Annotated in this window: 17 protein-coding genes; 6 read left to right on the plus strand and 11 right to left on the minus strand. The window is 54.2% G+C overall.

The window, feature by feature from the left end; translation table 11 throughout:
- Positions 1 to 24: 24 nt before the first annotated feature.
- The 6 genes from K1I37_RS16245 to K1I37_RS16270 all read right to left on the minus strand — a co-directional run bounded on the left by K1I37_RS16245 (position 25) and on the right by K1I37_RS16270 (position 7818).
- Complete coding sequence (locus tag K1I37_RS16245; RefSeq protein WP_021298506.1) at positions 25 to 1092, minus strand: class I fructose-bisphosphate aldolase; 1068 nt, start codon at positions 1090 to 1092, stop codon at positions 25 to 27.
- A gap of 46 nt (positions 1093 to 1138) precedes the next feature.
- Entirely contained in the window at positions 1139 to 2098 is a 960-nt protein-coding gene (pfkA, locus tag K1I37_RS16250; protein ID WP_031219293.1) for a 6-phosphofructokinase, read from the minus strand.
- Between the two features lie 170 nt (positions 2099 to 2268).
- Positions 2269 to 4980 (minus strand): phosphoenolpyruvate carboxylase, encoded by a 2712-nt coding sequence (gene ppc / locus K1I37_RS16255; RefSeq protein WP_021298508.1) that lies wholly within the window; start codon positions 4978 to 4980, stop codon positions 2269 to 2271.
- Positions 4981 to 5186: 206 nt separating this feature from the next.
- Positions 5187 to 5447, minus strand: a complete 261-nt coding sequence (locus K1I37_RS16260) for an HPr family phosphocarrier protein (protein ID WP_021298509.1) — start codon at positions 5445 to 5447, stop codon at positions 5187 to 5189.
- A 24-nt stretch (positions 5448 to 5471) separates the two neighbouring features.
- Positions 5472 to 6620, minus strand: a complete 1149-nt coding sequence (locus tag K1I37_RS16265; RefSeq protein WP_021298510.1) for an ABC transporter ATP-binding protein — start codon at positions 6618 to 6620, stop codon at positions 5472 to 5474.
- Between the two features lie 115 nt (positions 6621 to 6735).
- The gene (locus K1I37_RS16270) at positions 6736 to 7818 is read right to left on the minus strand and encodes a PucR family transcriptional regulator (RefSeq protein ID WP_021298511.1); all 1083 of its coding nucleotides are present in this window, start codon (positions 7816 to 7818) and stop codon (positions 6736 to 6738) included.
- 154 nt (positions 7819 to 7972) lie between these two features.
- Between K1I37_RS16270 and K1I37_RS16275 the strand changes: the two genes are divergently transcribed.
- A complete protein-coding gene (locus K1I37_RS16275) occupies positions 7973 to 9397 on the plus strand; it encodes an NAD-dependent malic enzyme (protein WP_021298512.1) in 1425 nt (474 codons plus the stop codon).
- 97 nt (positions 9398 to 9494) lie between these two features.
- Complete coding sequence (locus K1I37_RS16280; RefSeq protein WP_021298513.1) at positions 9495 to 10688, plus strand: MFS transporter; 1194 nt, start codon at positions 9495 to 9497, stop codon at positions 10686 to 10688.
- Here the strand turns inward: K1I37_RS16280 and K1I37_RS16285 are convergent.
- From K1I37_RS16285 to K1I37_RS16295, 3 genes are all read right to left on the minus strand, one after another.
- Positions 10657 to 11379, minus strand: coding sequence for a glycerophosphodiester phosphodiesterase (locus K1I37_RS16285; RefSeq protein WP_021298514.1), 723 nt, complete (start codon positions 11377 to 11379; stop codon positions 10657 to 10659). The genes K1I37_RS16280 and K1I37_RS16285 overlap by 32 nt on opposite strands.
- A gap of 239 nt (positions 11380 to 11618) precedes the next feature.
- Positions 11619 to 12857, minus strand: coding sequence for a 2-oxoglutarate dehydrogenase complex dihydrolipoyllysine-residue succinyltransferase (odhB, locus tag K1I37_RS16290; RefSeq protein ID WP_021298515.1), 1239 nt, complete (start codon positions 12855 to 12857; stop codon positions 11619 to 11621).
- A 25-nt stretch (positions 12858 to 12882) separates the two neighbouring features.
- Complete coding sequence (locus tag K1I37_RS16295) at positions 12883 to 15693, minus strand: 2-oxoglutarate dehydrogenase E1 component (RefSeq protein ID WP_021298516.1); 2811 nt, start codon at positions 15691 to 15693, stop codon at positions 12883 to 12885.
- A gap of 466 nt (positions 15694 to 16159) precedes the next feature.
- Here K1I37_RS16295 and K1I37_RS16300 point away from each other — a divergent pair, with 466 nt between their 5' ends.
- The 4 genes from K1I37_RS16300 to K1I37_RS16315 are packed head-to-tail and all read left to right on the plus strand — an operon-like array spanning position 16160 to position 20751.
- Positions 16160 to 17326, plus strand: coding sequence for a hypothetical protein (locus tag K1I37_RS16300; protein ID WP_021298517.1), 1167 nt, complete (start codon positions 16160 to 16162; stop codon positions 17324 to 17326).
- A gap of 48 nt (positions 17327 to 17374) precedes the next feature.
- Positions 17375 to 18334, plus strand: a complete 960-nt coding sequence (locus K1I37_RS16305; protein ID WP_021298518.1) for an AAA family ATPase — start codon at positions 17375 to 17377, stop codon at positions 18332 to 18334.
- Positions 18335 to 18337: 3 nt separating this feature from the next.
- Positions 18338 to 19474 carry a DUF58 domain-containing protein gene (locus K1I37_RS16310; RefSeq protein WP_021298519.1) on the plus strand — a complete coding sequence of 379 codons (1137 nt, stop codon included), beginning with the start codon at positions 18338 to 18340 and terminating at the stop codon, positions 19472 to 19474.
- On the plus strand, positions 19471 to 20751 hold the full coding sequence (locus tag K1I37_RS16315; RefSeq protein WP_021298520.1) for a DUF4129 domain-containing protein: 1281 nt from the start codon (positions 19471 to 19473) through the stop codon (positions 20749 to 20751). The genes K1I37_RS16310 and K1I37_RS16315 overlap by 4 nt, the downstream gene beginning before the upstream one ends.
- A gap of 52 nt (positions 20752 to 20803) precedes the next feature.
- Here K1I37_RS16315 and manA read toward each other — a convergent pair whose 3' ends face one another.
- Positions 20804 to 21772 carry a mannose-6-phosphate isomerase, class I gene (manA, locus tag K1I37_RS16320; protein WP_021298521.1) on the minus strand — a complete coding sequence of 323 codons (969 nt, stop codon included), beginning with the start codon at positions 21770 to 21772 and terminating at the stop codon, positions 20804 to 20806.
- Positions 21773 to 21777: 5 nt separating this feature from the next.
- Positions 21778 to 22764: a 2-hydroxyacid dehydrogenase gene (locus K1I37_RS16325; RefSeq protein WP_021298522.1), complete on the minus strand. Its 987-nt coding sequence runs from the start codon at positions 22762 to 22764 to the stop codon at positions 21778 to 21780.
- Positions 22765 to 22832 lie beyond the last annotated feature (68 nt).

The raw sequence follows: 22832 nt of genomic DNA on the forward strand, positions 1-22832 counted from the left end.
CCCGAAGGGTGCCTGTAAAACCCCTTATGCCAACGTGACGTCTTCACAGAGGTAGACATCTTGGATGGCATTCAAGAGCTTAACGCCCTCGTCCATTGGACGTTGGAACGCTTTGCGGCCCGAAATCAGACCCATCCCACCAGCGCGCTTGTTGATAACCGCCGTCTTCACAGCCTCAGCGAAATCGTTCGCGCCAGAAGCGCCGCCAGAGCTAATCAAGCCAATTTTACCCATATAGCAGTTAGCGACCTGATAGCGTGTCAGGTCAATTGGGTGATCTGTCGTCAACTCGGAATAAATCCGCTTGTCGGTCTTTCCGTAGCTGCTTTCGCCCATATTCAACGCGGTGTAACCGCCATTGACCGTCGGTAGTTTTTGCTTGATAATGTCCGCCTCAATCGTGACACCGAGGTGGTTCGCCTGTCCAGTCAGGTCTGCAGCGGTGTGATAATCCACGCCATCTTTGACAAACGCTTCGTTGCGCAGGTAGCACCAAAGAATGGTAAACATCCCCAATTCGTGCGCCAGCGCAAACGCCTCGCTCACCTCTTGGAGTTGACGCGTAGATTCCGGAGACCCAAAGTAAATCGTCGCACCAATACCCGCAGCGCCGAGATTCCAAGCCTGCTTCACCGAAGCGAACATCACCTGGTCATACTTGTTCGGATAACTGAGCATCTCATTGTGATTGACCTTGACGATATACGGAATCTTGTGTGCGTACTTCCGGCTGGTCAACGCCAGAACGCCAAGCGTCGATGCCACACCATTGCAACCGCCCTCAATCGCCAGTTTCACAATGTTTTCTGCATCAAAGTAAATCGGATTCTTCGCAAACGAGGCGCCAGCTGAGTGCTCAATCCCTTGGTCAACCGGCAGGATGGACACGTATCCCGTGTTCGCCAAACGCCCGGTTCCGTACAAGGATTGCAAACTGCGCAGCACCTGATTGTTGCGATTGGTGTATGTAAAGACGTCGTCAAGGTAGGTCGGGGACGGCGTGGTGATGGTGGATTGTGGAATGCTCTCTGCCTTGTGATTTAATAGGTAGTCTGCCTCTTCGCCCAGATACTGTCGAATGGTTTCAATCACGATTTCGTTCACTCCTCATTTGTGTGTATGCTGCCCGGTATGGCTATTAAATAGACAGAATATCTGCTAGTTGATAGACCGCATGAGAGGGCTTTCGTTCAGCGCGAAACACCTCATCAAACGGTACAGAAGTCAACTCGCCATTTTTGGTGGCTGCCATGTGTCCGGATACGCCAGCCATCACCAACTCGACAGCGTGCGCACCTAGACGGCTTGCCAACACTCGATCCGCCGCACTCGGCGCACCACCGCGCTGCACGTGGCCAAGCACGGTCACGCGCGTATCGAACCCCGTGTGCTGTTCGATGTACCGACCAATTTCCGCACCGTTGCCCGCACCCTCTGCGACGACGATGATGGAGTGTTTCTTGCCGCGCGCGACACCGCGCTGCAGCTTCGCCACGACGTCTTCAAGCTTGTAAGGCACCTCCGGCACCAAAACAGATTCGGCTCCGCCGGCCAACCCTGCCGCGAGCGCAATGTGCCCGGCACTGCGCCCCATCACTTCGATAACGTAGGTCCGTTCATGTGACGTCGCGGTATCGCGGATTTTGTCAATCGCGTCAATCGCCGTTTGCACTGCCGTATCAAACCCAATGTTCGCATCACAAGCACCGATATCGTTGTCAATGGTGCTTGGAACGCCGATGGTTTTGATGCCGAGTTGGTGCAACTTCTGTGCCCCGCGAAAACTCCCGTCTCCGCCAAACACAATCAAACCTTCCACGCCCAAGTCGGTTAGACGCTCATATCCGCGACGTTGCCCATCCTCCGTCAAGAACTCAAGGCAGCGAGCCGTGTAGAGACAGGTCCCCCCGCGTTGAATGATGTCACCGACAGACTCCAGTGGCATCGGTTTTACGTCCCCGTCGAGAAGTCCCGCATATCCCCGGCGGATCCCCACGACCTCAAGTCCATGATAAATCGCCGTTCGGACGACTGCGCGCACGCCAGCGTTCATACCCGGCGCGTCGCCCCCACTTGTCAATACAGCAATTTTTCGGATGATGACCACCCCCGCAGGGACTTATAGCGTCCCGGAATCACGAAATTGTCCCAAGTGATGATGAACGCTGAATCGGCCACGATGGATAGAAATTCATCACGGCCAGTAGATCTGAAACGCTACTTACATGGTAGAGTACACACGGCGAACTTGCAATCTCGAAACCTACCTCAACCTGTGTTTCGAAGGCCCGCTGCAATGCCGTTAATCGTCAGCAGCACATCCGCTAGCAACGCGCTGCGCTCGGCCTCGTCAGACGTCTCTCGCAACTGCCGAAGTAGTCGCACCTGGAAGAATGAAAGCGGATCGACATACGGATTGCGCAGTTGAATGGACGACTGAATCACCGATTTGTTATCTAACAACTCGTCGTACCCAGTAATCTTTAACACGGCGCGTCGACTGCGCTCATATTCTTGTTCAATGTCGCAAAACAGCCGTTCGCCAAGGTCGCCAGCGAGGTGCGCGTACTCGCGCGCCACAAGCATATCAGCCTTCGCCAGTGCCATTTGCAGATTGTCGATGAGCGTCCGGAAAAACGGCCAGCCGCGGTACATCTCACGCAAGTGCTGCAGGTTTTCCTCCGACTGCAAAAGCTCTTCCATCGATGTCCCGAACCCATACCAGGCCGGTAGCAGGTGTCTACTCTGCGTCCACGAAAACACCCATGGAATGGCGCGCAAATCTTCGATTCTGGCAGATTGACTGCGCTTCGCGGGGCGTGATCCGATATTGAGCTTACCGATTTCATCGACGGGCGTCGCCGTGTGAAAATAGGTCAAGAATTCATCGTCCCCAAAGACAAAGGCGCGATACGCTTCAAACGACTTCTGGGACGCCTTGTCGAGTAACGCCACCCACGCCTGCGGTTCCTGTTCGTGCAGGTCGTAGCGCGCGTGCGCAGCGCCTCGCAACACAGCGGCGGCGGCAGACTCCAGAGACCGCTCAGCAATGCCTTTGTGACTGTAGCGCTGCGAAATGACTTCACCTTGCTCAGTAATTTTCACGTGACCATATAAAGCCCGCGCGGGCTGAGCCAGAATTGACTGCTCTACCGGACCGCCGCCACGGCCCAACGCCCCACCCCGGCCATGAAAGAACTTCAGCCGAATGCCATGCGCTTCAGCGACGTCGAGCAGCGCCTGTTGGCCTCTGTACAACGACCAGTTGGCGGTGAGATAGCCACCGTCTTTGTTGCTGTCAGAATACCCAAGCATGATTTCCTGTCCGTTCTGATGAGCTTCCAGATGGCGACGGTAAACTGGGTTTTCAAACAGCGACTGCATGATGGATGGGGCCGCCTGCAAATCCTCAATCGTCTCAAACAGCGGCACGACGTTCAAATGGCTCGTCGGCGCCTGGAGCGGGCCTTCAGGCCAACCAAACAAACCGCACTCCTTGGCAAGTAAAAGCACTTCCAGCAAATCGCTGGCACCCTGTGTCATGGAGATTAAATAATCTTGAACACAGGCCCGACCGAACTGGATGTGGCCTTTGCGAATACAATCGAAGACAGCGAGCGCCTCCTCGGTCTGCGGAGTATATCCGTGATACGGATTGCGAATCGGGCGCGGCGATCCCAAACAGTCCGTCAGGACTTTGACCCTATCCCCCTCAGATAGCGACGCATAATCGGAAAGGCCTGCCACTTCCAACAATTCGCCCACAGCGTGCTCATGAACGCCACTGTGCTGACGAATATCGAGGGTGACCATATGAAAGCCAAACAGGTTCACCTGCAGTTGCAGTGGCCGCAAAAAGGTATCCGCGAGCCGCTCACCGCGATGCGCCCGCAGCGACTTATCCATCAACTCAATGTCGCGCAGAAATTCAGATACATCGTGATATCTATCATGCTTTGTGACTTCCCCATGCACGTACCGCTTGGTATTCGCAAGGCGCCGTTGCATTTGCGTAATCTTGGCCCGATACGGCTCATCGCAGGGTTCGTCCAGGGACTCGAGCAATGCTGCATCAGCGCCGACACGTTCCACGGAAGAACTCAAATCGTGCGCCAATTCGTGCAATTTCTCGTGGTATTTGGACAGTGCCAAGTCGAAGTGCAACTTTAACGTCTCTTCTGTCACGTCGTGTGTCACGTTCGGATTCCCATCGCGATCGCCGCCCATCCAAGAACCGAACCGAATTAAAGCAGGCAAATGCACGCGCTCAAGTCGATAGTTTTCCTCCACAGCGCGCTCCAATTTTTCATGGACCTCAGGCAACACGTCAAACAAAATCTGATCTAGGAAATAGAGGCCGTTTCGAACTTCGTCGATGACGCTAATGCGCTGCTTGCGCACAGAGCGCGTCTGCCACAAAGCGATAATCTGCGTGCGAATCTGCTCGCGCAACCGACCGAGTTCGCGCGGCGTCTTGCGCGGGTCATCCATCTCCTCAAGCGCTGCAGAGATCTTTGTATGCTTGTCAAGCACCGTCCGCCGCAACGCTTCAGTCGGATGCGCAGTGAGAATTAACTCAATGCCGACTTCATGCAGCAGATTTTCAACCTGGCTTGAGGACACTTCCTGCGCACTGAGCGCCGCGACTGTCTCCTGGAACGTCCAGCGCTGTGGTTGATCAGACTTTTCATAGGCTCTTCGCCTGCGCAAGCGATGATTTTGCTCTGCTAGATTGACGAGTTGGAAATAGACTGAAAACGCGTGAATCGTATCACTCCGAAGCGCACCCGGAACATTTTCGACCGCCTGTTGCAACGCACTGCGCGTCTCTGCACAAGGGTGACCCCGAAAAGCTTTCGCAGCTTGGCGAATATTCTCTACATGGTCAAACACGGACTGGCCACACTGTTCAACAATGACTTCTCCCAATAAATCGCCGAGAATTCGGATATCTCTATGTAAAGGCGCATCCGGTTGCACAGCCTCTCCCCCTTTTCCCTTTCATTCGTGCCAATCAGCTTCTTCATCATCACGACAATTCATCATACAAAGCGTACCCGAACACGACAAACAGCGCAACGCCTTCGCGGTTGCGCCGTCTGTAAACTTTTATACCGTTGCAAACGTATCAAACAGTCAACATACCCTACCTCGGCGAACGGCTTCGGGGGGATAGACGCACATGCCTAGAGACCTGGTGCACTCAGAAATTTGACCAACGAAGCCAGCGCGACATCCTCGTCTGCTCCGTCCGCCTGCACAATGATTTCGTCACCCTGCGACAACGCCATGGACATCACGCCCAGAATGCTCTTCGCATCCACCCACTGGCCATTGCGGCCAATGCGCACCCGGCTCTCAAACGACGAAGCCATCTTCACAAACTCGGCGGCTGGGCGTGCCGCGAGTCCGCGAACCAACGCAATCTTGACACTTTGTTGAACCACGTCGTCACCCCCCTCTTTTCACGTTTACATCGTGACGGCAGGCGCCTCCACCGCGTGGGAGAACCCGATGGACTCTTCCGTCTCGGCATCAAAAATGTGAATTTTATTCAAATCGACAGCAAGTTTCACTTCACTGCCTGGATGGAAACTAAACCGTGGGTTCACACGAGCCACCATCGACGAGGACCCAATGTTCACGTGCAAGTAGACCTCTGAACCCATGTGCTCCACGACTTCCACCTTTGCGTCGACGACTGCCTCCGGGTACGTCGACATAAACAGCTCTTCGTTGTGCAAATCCTCTGGGCGAACACCTAGAACGACAGGCTTTCCGATGACACCAGCGCTTTTCAAAACGCTGTATCGGCCTTCCGGCAGCAATATTGAAATGCCAGGCGCACGGAAGTAAAGTTTGTCGCCGTCTGCAATGATATCCCCTTTGATAAAGTTCATCGCCGGGGAGCCGATAAATCCCGCAACAAAGATGTTCTTCGGTTGACTATAGACGACCTGCGGCGTGTCCGCCTGTTGGATAATGCCGTCTTTCATGACACAAATCCGATCCCCCATCGTCATTGCCTCGGTCTGGTCGTGTGTAACGTAAATCATCGTCGTCTGCAACCGTTGATGCAGCTTACGAATTTCCGCACGCATTTGTACACGAAGTTTGGCGTCCAAGTTGGAGAGCGGTTCGTCCATGAGGAACACCTGTGGTTCACGGACAATTGCGCGGCCCAACGCAACACGCTGGCGCTGACCGCCAGATAGCGCCTTCGGCTTGCGATCTAACAAATGCTCAATATCGAGAATACGCGCCGCCTCGTGTACACGCTTGTCGATTTCCGCCTTGGGGACCTTGCGAAGCTTTAAGCCAAACGCCATATTCTGATACACCGACATATGTGGATAGAGTGCATAGTTTTGAAAGACCATCGCGATGTCGCGGTCTTTTGGCGCAACGTCGTTGACCCTGCGATCGCCGATGATCAAATCGCCACCTGTAATGTCCTCCAACCCAGCAATCATGCGCAACGTCGTCGTCTTGCCACAGCCAGATGGACCGACAAACACGACAAATTCTTTGTCCTCGATATCCAGATTGAAATCCTTGACTACCGGCTCAGTCGCACCGCTGTATGTCTTCGTGATATGGTGGAGATGTACGCGTGCCAACGAGGTGTCCTCCTTTTTTTGCAACCCTTTGCGAAACCGTATGAAATCCTTCTGTATCCCCAGCCTAACAAACCAGCGTCGGCAGCAGAATGTACATCTTGCACCTATCGCGCGTTTAGTTCAGGGCAATTTGTTGCGTTTTCAAGAGTGCCGCAAAATAGAGAATCATCGCGTCTGTCACGTTGCGCACGTCATATCCCGTGACCTGCTCCAGCCTATCGATTTTATGAATCAGCGTATTCCGATGAACATAGAGAATGCGCGCAGCCTCACTGATGTTCAAGTTCGCCGAAATCACGCCGCGGACAATCTCCAGCCAATCTTCCGGCCAGGCGTCCACCGGCACTTGGCAACGCTCCCCAAGCCCCTGCCAAAACGCTTCCACAGCGTCCTGTGTAGCCAGCGCTGAGAACATCGGCAACAATGCGTCGCCATACACTGCCGTGCGCACATTGTCGGGCCACTGCAGCCGCGCAGCAAGCACAGCAGAAACCAAACCCGCGTAGAGTTGCCGAGGCTGTTCAATGCGCCTCGATACGGACACCATCACATCGTGATAGGCATCCTCTGCAATCGCGGACACAAGCAATTTCGCCACGCTCTCCAAACGTTTGGTCATGCATTCCGCATCCGCAAATTCGGCTGCGTCGAGTACCGCCTCATCGACTTTTGAAGCAGGCAAATAGGCAATGACATCCTGCCGCTCGCCCAGTACGCGGTGCCACCCCTCGCCAAGGACGGCCCGCAATACGTCCGGAATCATCTGTGCCCAAGCGCTCTCTGCCTCATCCGTATCGACCAGCGCACCTTTTCGACGCACCAAGAACAAGTACCCAGGGTATGACCAAAATTCGCAAGAAACAGCCTGAATTGGCGCGGCGGCGGACATCTCGAGGACAAGTTCACCGACGTCTTTATCGAGCAATGCGCGATAATCCAATTCCAGCGCATCAGCCGATCCCGCCTGCGCCCCCCGATTATTGAACAAAGTCCATAACAGCGCATCTCGCATTGCGTCAGTCGGATGCCAACCAGGGAACCGAACCCTTGTCGCCTCATCTAATTGGATGTGCCACTCAAGATTCTCGTTTGCCCACTGTCCAATCGCAGAACGGCTTGTCGCAGGCGCATATTCGACAACCGACTCAATCGCCAGCGCCTCCGTCCAACGCCGCAGCGGCTCGGTCCACCATCCCACAACATCTCCCCGTTTCTTTGCAGTTTTCATTTTAGTCTATTCTAGCGAAAGGTAAGCAACTTGTGGGGCGGATGTTGTCCCGGCGCATAGGAGTTTGGTAATATCAAAGGGATTTTATGCGTCATCTCTGTGATAATTGGGGAGGTCTTTGCTCGTGGAAGTTCGCAGTCCGGGTATTAGCCTGATTTATCGTTTGGAACTCGCCAACTCGGTGACCACATTTGCTAAGGTCGCTAGTTTGGTGGGTGTGGCTGGCGGTGACATCAATGCCGTTGACGTGATTCGCGTCAGTAAAGATGTCGTCGTACGCGATGTCACAGTCACTGTCGAAAGTCGCGAACACGGCAAGAGAATCTCCGATATGCTGAACAGCGAACCAGGAATTCACGTCGTCGCTGTATCAGACCGCACCTTCCTCGTCCACCTCGGTGGCAAGCTGGAGGTTACACCGAAGATTCAAGTCAAAAACCGCGACGATTTGTCGCGCGTGTATACGCCGCACGTAGCGCGGGTCTGTGAAGCGATTCACGAAGATCCATCAAAAGCCTATCAACTCACCATCAAGCGCAATACCGTGGCCGTCGTGTCTGATGGGACAGCCGTTCTTGGACTTGGCGACATTGGTCCACATGCCGCGATGCCTGTGATGGAAGGCAAAGCGATGCTGTTCAAGCAATTCGCTGGCATCGACGCGTTTCCAATCTGTCTCGACACCAAGGACACAGACGAAATTGTAAGAATAGTGAAGAGTATTGCCCCTGCATTTGGCGGTATCAACCTAGAGGACATCGGTTCTCCAAGATGCTTTGAAATCGAAGAGAGACTTCGCGAAGAACTCGACATCCCTGTTTTCCATGACGACCAACATGGAACGGCCGTCGTATTACTCGCCGGACTGCTCAATGCCACAAAACTCGTGGGCAAACGCTTACAGGACTGTAAAGTTGTGATTGTCGGAATTGGCGCAGCCGGTGTCGCATGTACCAAAATGTTGCTCGCCGCTGGCGTCAAAAACATCTTGGGCGTCACGCTTGATGGCGTGTTGCACCGCAATCAAACATACGACAATGCCACGTGGAACTGGTACGCAGAGAACACCAATCCGCACAACGTCACAGGAACGCTCGACGAAGCCATTGACGGTGCGGACATCTTCATTGGCGTTTCCGGCCCTGGCGTGTTGAAGGTAGAGCATCTGAAAAAGATGGCAAATGATCCGATTGTTTTTGCCATGGCGAATCCGACCCCGGAAATCAAACCGGAGGAAGCTGCGCCGTATGTACGCGTGATGGCTACCGGCCGCAGTGATTATCCAAACCAAATCAACAATGTCCTCTGCTTCCCAGGCATGTTCAAGGGTGCCTTGAAGGCCCGGGCGCGGACCATCAACGAAGAAATGAAACTAGCTGCTGCATACGCAATTGCCTCCGTCATCAAGGAGGAAGAGTTAACGGAGGACTACATCATTCCTTCCGTGTTCAACCAAGCTGTCGTCAAACAGGTCAGCGATGCCGTAGCGAAAGCTGCATACGATACGGGTGTCGCACGGCGCGAAGTCATCCATACGGACAATTATTGATGTTGTCCTACAGTTGAATGAACGCGCCAATAGGCGCAACGCAAAGCATCCAGGTGTATCTTTACACCTGGATGCTTTGCCGAATGGATGGTGCAACTTGAAACGTTATCGATTTGGCTTTGTTTTTGCCTTATGGGGCATGTTGCTCTACGGGGCCATTGATGCGATGCGCAGCGCCACAGGCCCCATGCTACAAGCGCAGACGCACGTGACATATACCCAATTGGGCGCGCTGTTCGCGGCAAATTCGATTGGCTACTTGCTTGGGAGCCTACCAAGTGGCTTCATTATCCACCGCACAGGATTAACGCGAACGCTCCTTTTCGGATCCATTGCAATGGGGGCCATACTGGTTCTCGTAGCGGTGCCAAACTCGTTCGTTCTCCTGTGGTTCGCTTTCTTTGTGCTTGGGTTTATCATGGGCTGGTTGGAAATCGCGTTAAACGCCATCATTCCCGCCGTATCCAACTCCGCCCGTGCAGAGAGCGCAGGGTTTAACTTGTTGCACGGATGTTACGGAATCGGCGCCACGCTCTTCCCGACGCTGGTGATTTATCTCGCCACTCAGTCCGGACACTGGTCCACACCGTTTCTCGCCGTCGGAATCTTGACACTAGCAACCGCATTGTCCATCGCGCGTTATCGGTTTCCGAACATTCGAACGCAGTCGAGCACAGCTGATCCTTCCTCTGTATCAAACCGACGAAAAGCACTCACGACACCGCTGTTTTACGCGTTTCTACTGAGCATCATGCTGTACGTCGTGGCCGAAGTTGGGACAGCGTCTTGGCTGCCAACCTACCTAGTGAATGCACGTCATATGGGTGTGTCACTAAGCTCCTGGTACCTCACGGCTTTCTATTTACTCTTTAGCATTGGCAGATTAACGGGACCGTTGTGGGTTCATCGACTAGGTTCGTACGCGAGCATGCTCTACAGCAGTGTCTTTTCATTGGCACTGTTCGCAGCCGTACTGCTCATTCCGCAGTGGCCCATTCTATTTATTTTATCAGGATTAGGATTCGCAGTGACGTTTCCAACCATCGTCCATCTAGCGAGCCAGGCATTTCCGCTTGAGACGGGACGCGTGATTGGACTGTTATTGACCTTCGCTGGCATTGGTAGCATTCTCGTCAATTGGCTCATTGGCGTGCTCTCCACCAACTTGAGTATCAACCGAGCTTTTTGGCTGATTCCGATCTCGTTACTTCTGGTCTTTCTCTTCACCGTGATCGCGATGGCACTTCATCGATCACCTGTCACGGCAAGTCAAAACGAGGCCAGTTTGTGATCACGGCGTCCACCCCGCAGTCCTCCAGCCACGCGATAGCCTTCGGGTTGTCGACCGTGTACGGATGAACCCGCAATCCAAGCTGGTGTGCACGCTGCACATACCGCTGAGTGACTCGGCGATAATGTGGGTGGATGGCCATGGCACCAAGCTGAGCAGCTACCTCGAGGCCGTCTGGCGACGCCTGCTCCTCCTCGGTGAGAAGCGCAACGTTTGCATCTCTATGCGCCCGCCGAATGGCCTGTAGTGTCTGTGTGTCAAAGCTACTGTGAATGACCTGCTTCCAAATCCCTGCCCGCTCCAATACGCCCATGGCGCGCTGGAGTCGTGCAGGGTCAGCGAGAGACACCTTCCACTCCAAATTCACCACCAACTGCGGACACCGCTTCACATAGGCAACCAACGACGACAGTGTTGTAACTGGCATTCCAACAAACGCCTCGCCAAACCAACTACCGGCATCCAGTTGCTGAACCTCTGCAAGTGTCATTTCAGATATCGGACCCTGCCCGTTTGTCGTCCTATCGACATATGCGTCGTGCAAAATGACGAAGTGTCCGTCCTTCGTCATGCGCACGTCACACTCGATCCCTGCGGCACCGGCCTCAACCGCTGCCGCAAATGCGACCATTGTGTTCTCTGGGTACCGACCAGAATAACCACGATGCGCCCATAATGGTATGCCAAACATACCGGAAAGCCTCCTTGCTTTAACACGCCACGCAAATAAGCTGTAGGAATGACTACACACGCACGATATCTTACGACCTCGCCATACGTTTGACACAATTCCCCGAGACAACAGGCTCAATTTGCATCGCTACGGACAACTCGGAAAATACTTGCCGACACGACAAAACGCCCCACGGATAAACCGTGGGGCGCATGTTGTTTGTCAAAATATAATCAGTGCCTATCTAGGTAGATAACTTACCCTTCGATGAGCAAGGACTCCGGATCTTCAATCATCTGCTTAACAGCCACGAGGAAGCGAACCGCTTCGCTACCGTCGACAATCCGGTGGTCGTACGACAACGCGATGTACATCATCGGACGAATCTCAACCTGTCCGTTTACGGCGACCGGTCGTTGTTGAATTCCATGCATACCGAGAATACCGACCTGTGGCGCGTTCAATATCGGCGTCGACATCAAGCTGCCAAAGGTGCCGCCGTTAGTAATGGTAAAGGTTCCGCCCTGCAGATCTTCCACGCCCAGCTTGTTGTCGCGAGCGCGGGCAGCAAGGGAAGCAATCTCCCGCTCAATATCTGCAAACGTCAGACGATCCGCCCCACGGACAACCGGTACCACAAGTCCGCCCTCTGTTGCGACCGCGATACCAATGTCATAGTGATGCTTGATAATCATGTCGTCGCCTTGAATTTCCGCATTCAGGCGCGGGAACTGCTTGAGCGCACCGACAACGGCCTTCGTGAAGAAGGACATAAAGCCGAGGCCCACACCGTGCTTATCCTTAAACGCATCCTTGCGGCGCTTACGCACGTCCATTACCGCGCTCATATCCACCTCGTTGAAGGTCGTCAGCATCGCGGCGGTATGTTGTGCCTCAACCAAGCGCTTTGCAATCGTAATCCGACGGCGTGTCATACGAACGCGCTCTTCGTCCGGGCGCTCTGTGCCAGCAGCCTGTGCGGCCGGTTGCGCGGCTGCTGGAGTTGGCTTCGCTGCCTGCTGTGCCGCCTGTAGATGCGCCAACTCGACGCGGCCACTCTGGACCTGAGTCAAATCAACACCCTGTTCCAATGCGGCCCGGCGAACAGATGGGGTCGCACGCACGCCTGACGCGACGGGTGGAACCGGTGCCTTCGCTGGCGCGGAACCTGCAGTGGTGGATGGTGCGGCCGCCTTAGGCGCCTCCGGTTTCGGCGCTTCTGCAGCTGGCGCAGGGGCCGCCGTCGAAGCTGCAGGTGCACTACCTGCTTGAATCACCGCGATGGTATCCCCAATCGCTACCGTATCACCGGCTTGCTTTGCGATACTCGTCAACACCCCGGACTCTTCCGCGATGACTTCTACATTCACCTTGTCTGTCTCGAGTTCGACAATGGTCTCACCGGATTCGACTGCATCGCCCTCGTTCTTCAACCACTGACCAATCGTCGCCTCAACAATTGACTCACCTAACGTAGGTACCTTTACCTCTGCCACTTATGATTCCTCCATTCAGCCATTCTCAAAGCGTCTGCCGTGATAGAGCGACATCCAGGATGTGCGCCTGTTCTGCGTTGTGCACGTCTGGTGAACCTTCTGCAGGGAAGGCCTGTTCCGGACGGCCGACGTAATGCAAGGCTGCATTTGCAGGCAGGATGGACATCAACCGCGTCACCACAAATGACCAAGCACCTGCGTTCTGCGGTTCCTCCTGCAGCCATACGACTTCGCGCAAATTCTCGTACTGTGCGAAAATCTCCTGAATGCGTTCAGCAGGGAACGGATAAAGTTGCTCCACTCGCGCCGTTGCCAGCCAAGAGAAATCGCCTTCGCGCTTGTCTATCTCTGTCGTTAAGTCTACACCTACTTTACCGCTCGAGAGGACAAGACGCGTAACTTTTTTTGCATCTTGCGAAGGCGTGTGCAGAACCGTCTGGAACTGGCCCTCAGCGAGATGGATTGCCTTCGATGCCGCCCGCACATTGCGCAGCAAACTCTTTGGTGTCATGACCACCAATGGACGGGCATTGTGGCCCAACCGTGCAGCCTGCAATCGCAGCAGGTGGAAATACTGAGCAGAGGTGGTCACGTTCGCGATAAACATGTTGTTTTTCGCCGCCAATTGCAAGAATCGCTCAACACGCGCGCTCGAGTGTTCGGATGCCTGCCCCTCGTAACCGTGTGGAAGCAACAGGACGAGGCCAGACGATTCGGCCCACTTCGCACGGCCAGCCGCGATAAACTGGTCAATAATTGGTTGCGCGACGTTCGCGAAATCGCCGAATTGAGCTTCCCACAGGACGAGCGTCTCTGGCGCCTCGACGTTATAGCCGTATTCAAAGCCCATGACGCTCGTTTCCGACAGCGGGCTGTTGTAGACGATGAAACTCGCCTTCGCGCCAGGCAAGTGTTGTAACGGCGTGTACTTTTGCCCGTTGTTGGCGTCGTGCAGTACTAAATGCCGTTGTCCGAACGTACCGCGTTCCGAATCCTGCCCTGTCAGGCGAATCGGGGTGCCCGACTGAAGGATTGTGGCAAAGGCCAGGGATTCGGCGTGTGCCCAATCGATATCTCCGTTGTCGATCGCATCAATACGGCGATCAAGAATCCGCTTTAACTTGGGGTACGTCGTAAAGTCCTCCGGCGTATCCAACAATGCGCGGTTGATGTCGCGTAACGTATCCAAGCTGACCTTCGGAACTTCCACCACAGGCGCCGAAAAATCAGTGATAGGAGCAGAATGGTGGATGTTCGGCAGTTTTTCAAAAGCCGCCATCAAATCTCGATTAATCTCTTCATCCACACTTGCAACGTCTTCTGCACTCATAACACCCTGCGCTTGCAACTGTTGTCCATACAACGTTTTAATCGTGGGGTGTTGATTAATTTTGCTGTATAGCACAGGCTGCGTCATGCTCGGGTCGTCGGTCTCGTTGTGCCCCCAGCGACGATAGCCAATCAAATCAATGAGAAAATCCTTGTGGAACGTTTCACGATACAAAAACGCCAGGCGAATCGCGGCGATGCACGCTTCTGGATCATCCGCCGAAACGTGAACAACCGGTATCTCGTAACCCTTGACGATATCACTCGCGTACCGCGTAGATCTACCTTGCTCAGGATCCGCCGTAAAGCCAACGTGGTTGTTGGCGATAATGTGGACGGTTCCTCCCGTGTAATACCCCGGAATCTGCGAGAAGTTGAGCGTCTCCGTCACAACGCCCTCGCCAGGGAACGCGGCGTCGCCATGGACGAGAACAGGAATCGCCTTTTCCACATCTTGCTGCGGCACACCTGGGTTTGTCCGATCTTCTTGCGCCGCGCGCGCAATCCCTTCGACCACCGGGTTTGCCACTTCCAAGTGACTTGGGTTATTCGCGACAATGATGCGAGCCAGGCTGCCATCGGCCTTGCGGAATTCATGACGCCAGCCCTGATGATACTTGACGTCGCCGCCCCAGCCGGCTTCATACTCGCGCATCTCCTCTTCACTGGCGAAATTGTTGCCAGCGTGGAACTCGGAGAAAATGGTTTCGTATGGCTTGTGCGCAACATGTGCCAAGACATTCAAGCGGCCGCGGTGAGCCATCCCGATGACGACACTGTTAATGCCCTGGTTGAGCGCTTCATCCGAAAGCGACTGAATCATCGGGACAAGGGCGTCTACCCCCTCAACCGAGAACCGCTTTTGTCCGACAAACCGCCGGTGCATAAACTTTTCAAACAACTCGGTGCGCGCGAGACTGGTATACAGCTTCTTCTTCTCGTCCGCAGACAGTGGCGTCATCAGGCGCCCGCTCTCCACCTGTTCCTGTAACCACGCGATTTCCGCTTCATTCGTCAAGTGACTGAACTCATAGCCATGGCGATCACAGTACGCCCGGCGCAACGCGTCAATCGCATCACGCGCAGTCTTGACACCTGCAGGCGCGTTGCGAAGCACAACACTTGCGGGCAGTGGACTTAATTCAGCTTCCGTAATGCCATAGGTGGATGGTTCAAGTTGAGGAATGGAGTCCGATTTTGGGTGGAGTGGGTCTGTGGCAGCTGCGAGATGGCCATAGACGCGGATATTACGAGCGAATTCAACAGCCTTCGCGATGCGCTCAGGCGCCACGGAGAGCGTAGACTGTCCGGATGGCGTAGCTTGCCCCCCTGCGACAAACAAAGCCGTGTTTGGATCACCATACGCCTCAAAAAGCGCACGGGTGTCGGCACTCACCGACTCCGGGTTCTCGCGATAAGATTCATACAGTTCGAGGATGTACCCAAAGTTCGGCCCAAAAAACTGTTGCCAAAACGATTGGGTTTCTGATGGGTGTTCATGCTCCATTTTGTAAACCCTTCTTCCGTTTCTCTAGGCGTCCAAAACTAACAATAAACTATTTTTCGCCACTATGCATGGTCAATTTGATAGTGTTCATCCGAAAAGTCTGGCGTTTGCAACCCTTTTCGGACGAGCGCGTAGAACGCCCTGTTCAGGGAATGACAAATCCCAATTCCAATCACTATGTATACCACACTCGGAATTACTACGCAAAGTCTAAAACGGCCTAAGTTCACAACAGAATACAGATTCTTGCACAGTATCCTGACACGCACAGAATCATCGACCTAAATTGTCCCATCCGATGGGATTTGGACAAGCTTTGGAACCTTCTGTCATCCTGTTGCAATTTGCGCAATTTTTATGGAATGTCCGACAGAAGATTTCCATTCGCTTTCAAACCATGGCAAACTAGACTACGAATCTCACGGAATCTCACGAATCCGACAAAGCAATGGAGACTGACGTAAACATGACCCTTACAAAGCGCACACAACGCTCTCTTTTCGCCTATGGCGTACACGCCTTAATCGTCTTATTTGGAGCAATTGGTCCACTCGCCCCATCGGCGGACAGACTATCGCTCACGCACACATTTGCCGACGTATTCATGCAGTGGGATTCACAGTGGTTTGTCAATATCGCTAAATACGGCTACCTGATTCCGCAGTACGCACAACAAGCGTTTACAACAACTGGCAATGACGTCCCCTTTCATCCGCCCTACCGCGCTGCGGCGTTCTTTCCGGGACTCCCGGTCGTCATTCACTTGCTGTCGCCCATCGGCGCTTTAATTCTCGTCGAAGTCCTGTTTTTTTTCGCACTGTGGCTGATGTACGGACTCATCGAGGCAGAACGTCCGACACTGAAGACCATTGGCATTCTACTGTTCGCCATCAACCCCTGTGCAATATATTTCAGCGCACTTTACACCGAGACATTTTCACTGTTTGGCATTCTGCTCATCCTCTACGGGTTGCGCAATCCCCGCCAATGGTCTCGCTATGCACTCTCCTTGGCCGGCGTCATCATCGCGACCAGTATGCACGATCTCGGCGTCTTCACCATCGTCTTCGGATTGCGCCTGGTGCGCCTGCGCCTATGGTGGCGAGCCGCCTTGTACGCCGTCGCCGCCGGAATCGCCCCAGCTGTCTACGAACTATATTTGTGGAGCGTCGTCCACAACCCGCTAGCTATCTTCACCGCTGAGGATACCTGGGAGAGGGGATGGAAAGCGCCGTTTGTCAATGTGATTGAGTCGCTCGTTCATTACCCAATCACCCTCGACACACTCGTCGTCATTGGACTCATGGTTCTCGTCATCGTGCAAATCGTCCGCTGTCTACACGAGGATAGCCGGTGGCGGATCACATCTGAACAATCCGTCGTCTTCAGTCTCGAGACGGGAATTTGGATGCTGTGCATCTTGTTGCTCGCGTCGTGCGCCTATATCACGGGCGACCCACTGAAAAGCGTCATGCGGTTTCTGTGCATCCTCTGGCCAGCCTTCGTGCCGCTGTTTCTGGCGGACGGCGCCGAAACCAAGCGCCTCACGTGGATAGTCGTCCTCACGCTCGGATTTGGCTGTGACGCGGCCTTCGGCGCGGCGCTGTTCACACACGGGTGGTTCTTCCAATAGAGATCAAGGTAAAATGGACATGTAGGGAACTGGAAAGGGTGCTTATTCTTGAGTGAGTCAGTCATCACATCTACACAGTCAAAAATTCCTGGAATCATCGAACAGCTAGCTAAGAAAATTGTCGGCCACCACGACACACTCGAACTCGTGACAGCCGCTTGTCTGGCGGGTGGGCACGTTCTCCTGCAAGACGTCCCAGGCACCGGCAAAACACGCCTGGCAGCGAGTCTGGCATCCGTATTTGGACTTGCGTTCCGACGTGTGCAGGGCACACCAGACTTGTTGCCCGCCGACGTCGTCGGTGCAACCGTCTTCAACCCGCAGGATAACCAGTTCACCTTTCATCAGGGTCCAATTTTCACGAATGTTCTTCTGATGGACGAGATCAACCGTGCGACACCGCGTACACAGTCCGCTCTATTGGAAGCGATGGCGGAAAAACAAGTGTCTGCCGACGGCGTCACTTACCCCTTGCCAAATCCGTTTTTTGTGATCGCCACCGCCAATCCGCTCGAATCTCAAGGCGTATTTCCGCTACCGGAAGCGCAGCTTGACCGCTTTCTCGTTCAGCTAAACTTGGGTTACACCAGCGCAGAAGACGAGTTTGAAATGGTGCGGCGCGTCATTTTTACGGACGATGCCCCACTAACACAAGTGCTTTCGCAAGCGGATGTCGTCCAGGCCCAACAAGAAGTGAAACAAATTCGCGTGAGCGACGATGTCTTGCAGTACATTGTTCGGTTGTGCCGCGAGACGCGCAATCACGACCAAGTGGAGCTTGGCGCGAGTCCGCGGTCGATTGTGGCGCTAACACAGTACGCCCAATCCCTGGCGTATCTCAGCCAACGTTCGTTCGTCACGCCGGATGATGTCAAACGCGCGTTTTATCCAACCATGGCTCACCGCCTACAACTGAATATTGGCTGGATGGGGGAAGGCGGAATACAGCGCGTACTCGACGACGTTATCCAAAGCGTTCCACTTCCGAACGAGCGGGCTGAGGTGTAGTCCATGTTGACGGTCCTGTGGCTGGTTATCGTCATTGCCGCACTCATTTGGATTTGGCCTTTTTGGTGGTCCAGCGTCATCCAGGGCAAGGTCGATTGCATCGTGGAATTTCCGCGTCACGAGTGCGACATCCAGGAAGCCGTTCCACTAACTGTGACGCTCGTCAATCGCTCATGGCTGCCCATTCCGTTCGCAGAAGTGTCCATCCAACTGCCGCCAGAGCTATCGACAAAGCCGGATGAACCCGAACAAAACCTCATCTTCACGACATATGTCATGATGCGGCGACGCGTGCAAATTACATTCACCTTGTATGGCGCCAGTCGTGGTCCAGCCACCATCCGGGATATCGTTGTTCGCATGCATGAGGGAATTGGCATTCGCAACACCTTTGTCTATCATCAGGCTACCGAGCACATTGCCGTCCGCCCGAATCCGGAGCTGTCGCCGAGTCGCACACAAACTTCCGCGAATCAGGGTGACTCCATCGTGGACAGGTGGTTATATCCAGACGAGACGATGTTCAAAGGAATTCGTCCCTACCAACCGACCGCCCCGGCACGGCACATTCACTGGCGCGCCAGTGCCCGATTTGGAAATCTGGTAACCAAGCAGTTTTTTTCGTCGACCGACGTGGACGTTTGCCTCGTCCTGAACGCACAGATGGCTTTCCCGCACTGGGCGGGCACTGTCCGAGAGCCATTCGAAGAACTCATTGGCTATTTGACCGATATGGCGCTGTACCTGGAGAAGTCAGGAGCGAACCTGTCGTTTGTCACAAACGCCGTAATCACCGGACGCCGCGGCGCATCCGCGTTAGGGCATATGAAGGCAACGTCAATCCGCTCCCTCTTGGGACACGCGCAAGCGTACGTGGCAGAACCTTTGGATGCAATCTTGAATTATTTGCTCACCCACCGGCATGCACTGCCGCAACAAATTCTTGTCTTCAGCGCGTTTGAGACAAATGCGCAGAAACAACAACTCGAAAAGCTGCGCCGGTCAGGGAAGCACGTTGTGCTGATTCACCCTGTGAACCACCCGCTCCGTGACACAAGCGCAGACGAAACGACAAATGAAAAACGAAATCAAGCCGCAAAAAACCGAGCCACAGATGTCTCAGAGGAGGTGCTGTCGTGAATCATCAGGCCACATCTATATCCCTATCGCGCCCTACTGGGTGCACATGGACGGATTTGAGTAAGACCGCCCAAACGTGGACAGGGATACTCAACGGCTTGGCCGCATTTTGCTTTGCGCTCACCGTTTCTTGGAATCACCAAACGTGGTCGGCTGATTTACTCGTGCCGCTCGTGGTCTGTGTGTTCGGGGGACTTGTCATGGCGTGGTCGGTCGCTGCGAGGTCATGGAGGATTTCACTCATCTTTTCCACCGTCACAGCGATTGTGTTGCTTATCGTCGGTGGAATCGCCCTTCACATCCCCACCGGTATGGCCGTCGCCACATTGTTCGCCGGCATTGCCAGCGCTGCACTCTGCCTGCCCCACGTACTGCAGGGAGAGGTCGCCGCGGGCTGTATCATCAACCTGCGAATCTTTACCGGTTTGGCAGTCGCGAACGTGCTGGTTGAATGGTTCAGTCAACTCTCGGCGCAAAGCACCCAGTCGCCAAGTACTGTTCTGTTCACCGTCGTGATATCGATTGGGCTATTGTTCGGGGAAGTCGCGTTGGCGCGCCACGTCGAAGCAAAATCAACCGGTCTGGCCCAAAAAGCCACATTGTACACCGGTGCTGGTATCATGACACTAGCCGTCCTTATAGCCGGCCTCGGTCCGATTGTCGCAGGAATTGCCGGACTGATCATTTTTGGGATACTCGCTTTTGTCATCTCACCGGTCATCTCGCCATTATTGCAACAACTGCTCAGATGGTTGCACGGCAAGAGTTCGACCCACCACACAACGAACCAAACGCAATCTATCCACAATTCGGCGACACAGCACATGCCACCCGCACCTGCAACGTCGTCGGCGCTGCATTGGATTGTCTGGGCGATTCTTGTGGCCCTCATGCTAGCCGTTGTACTCGTGTACCTGCTGACGCGACGCCAAAAAGAAGCTGCCTCAACAGACAAGCAGGCACAAACACCAATGGAGACAAAAACAATCGTCCGACGGGATAAACATATCGATTCGTTTTTACTGGAGCGCACCGACCAACCGACGCGGTTGGCGATGCAAAAACGACTCAAAGTGTGGCATCAAAAGGGGCACACCATCGGGCGCGCAGAAACGGTTCGGGAACTGCTGGCGCGGCTGCCCGACACAGAGCGAACGAACGCGGACATCGAACTGACGCAAGCCTACGAACGCGCACGCTATGGCCTGTGGAGACAAGCGCGTCCTCCGGGTACATACAGCGATTTGGACAACGGCAATACAGACAAAAAGGACTAGGTAGCGCCAGGCTTCCTAGTCCTTTTTTGATAATCGACTCGATTGAATGCGTTTAATAATAGGTGCGGACGATGGTCATCTGGGACTGGGGCAAAACATCATATACTTCGAGTGTCCCCGGAATCAGCACCGCATCCCCAGGTTTCAGTGAGAGCGCTTGCGCCTGGCCATCGACCACAGCGCGCAATTCCCCTGTTCCTTCAACGACGATGAGCACATCCGGATTGCCCGCATGACCGTGTGTGAGTGCAAATGGATTGTCCGTGACAATCGATTCAATCGTAAAATATGGGCACTCCACTAAACGCGCATGCTGGAAGTTATCCTCATTGCGAATCCACACCCGCTCGACTGCCGGAGCGGACTGTTCATAGTCGAGGACGTCTGCAGCCTTGTTGACATGCAATTCCCTACCGACGCCATGTTCATCCACTCTGTCCCAATCGTATACTCGGTAGGTCACATCCGACGTCTGTTGAATCTCCAGCACTTTCGTCCCCGCCAACAGCGCATGCAGCGTGCGCGCTGGGACGAATACCAGATCGCCTTTTTCGACGGATCGATAGGAGAGGTAGTCTTTCACCCGGCCCTCACGCACAGCTTGCTCGTAAGTCTCGCGATTGGGAAAGGTGTGCCCGTAGTTCACTTTTCCGTCGGGCTTGGCATCGAGTACGTACCACGCCTCGGTCTTTCCGAAGTCCCCCTCAAACGCCTGCGCGTATGTATCATCCGGATGGATTTGGACAGACAAGTCATCTTCCGCTTCCAAAAATTTTATCAAGAGAGGAAACCTCGGTTGTGGTGATTTACCTAAGTACGCATTCGGATACAAGTCTGTCAGCTCATTCAGTGATTTACCCGCGAGCGGTCCTTCCGAAACCACGCTCATACCGTTGGGGTGTCCAGACACCACCCAGTATTCGCCGATTGGTTCATCTGTCTTCACGCCAAACATCGATTTTAAGCCATGGCCACCCCAAATTCGCTGCATCGGCACTGGTGCAAACTTTACCGGATACACGTTCCTCAACACTCCTTGACCAAATCACGTAATTCGGAAATGACTTTCGCATCGGACGCACGGCCTTCCAAGACAGCCACGACGTTTTTTGCGGCCAGCATCGCCATGTCGTCGCGCGTCGTCTGCGTGGCGGATCCGATATGTGGCAAGACGACGACATTGTCGAGTTGAAGCAGTGGGTTCGATACCGGAGTCGGCTCTTCGCGGAACACGTCTAGGCCTGCCGCTCGAATACTGCCATTTTTGAGCGCGTTGTACAATGCATCTTCATCTACCGTAAGCCCTCGCGACACGTTCACAAAAATTGCTGAAGACTTCATCAAGTCGAATGCCGCCTGATTCATCAACCCACGCGTCTCCTCCGTGAGCGGCGTCAGTAAGACGACAAAATCAGCTCGCCGAAGCAAATCCTCAAATGAGGTGTACTCCAACCCGAAACGCTGCTCGACTTCCGGTTTACGGGTCCGATTGTGATAGAGTACATCCATGCCGAACCCCAGTGCGGCGCGGCGCGCTACCGCTTCACCAATGCGCCCCATGCCAATAATGCCAAGGGTTCGATGGTGAACGTCCACGCCAAAGTAGAAATTCTCCGGCTTCCCATGCCATTTGCCTTGCCGCACAATGGCATCCATTTCAACCACTCGTCGAGCGGCGGCCAACATGAGCGTGAACGTCAAATCCGCAACCGTCTCATCGAGCACGCCGGGCGTATGCGTCCCAATGACGCCGTGGCGGCGCATTGCAGCTGTATCGAAGTGATCATACCCAACCGAACTGGTACTCACGCACTTCAGATTCGGCAGCTTCGACAACAGCGCGTCATCAATCGAAATCCCTGAAGTAATGATCCCGTCTGCCGTCTGAGCCCGCTCCACCAACTGCTCAAACGTCGGACGTTTCGTCCCGTCCCAAATGTCCAACTCGACGTGGTTCTTTAGATATGCCACGGTCGCCTCAGGCAAACGTCTCGTCGAAAACACTCTGTGCATGGAAAGCCCTCCTTCATCCGCAGCTGTATTGCAGTATGTTGTCGTCTCCAGCATCCACGGACCACATC

The organism is Alicyclobacillus acidoterrestris (assembly GCF_022674245.1).
Lineage (GTDB): Bacteria > Bacillota > Bacilli > Alicyclobacillales > Alicyclobacillaceae > Alicyclobacillus > Alicyclobacillus acidoterrestris.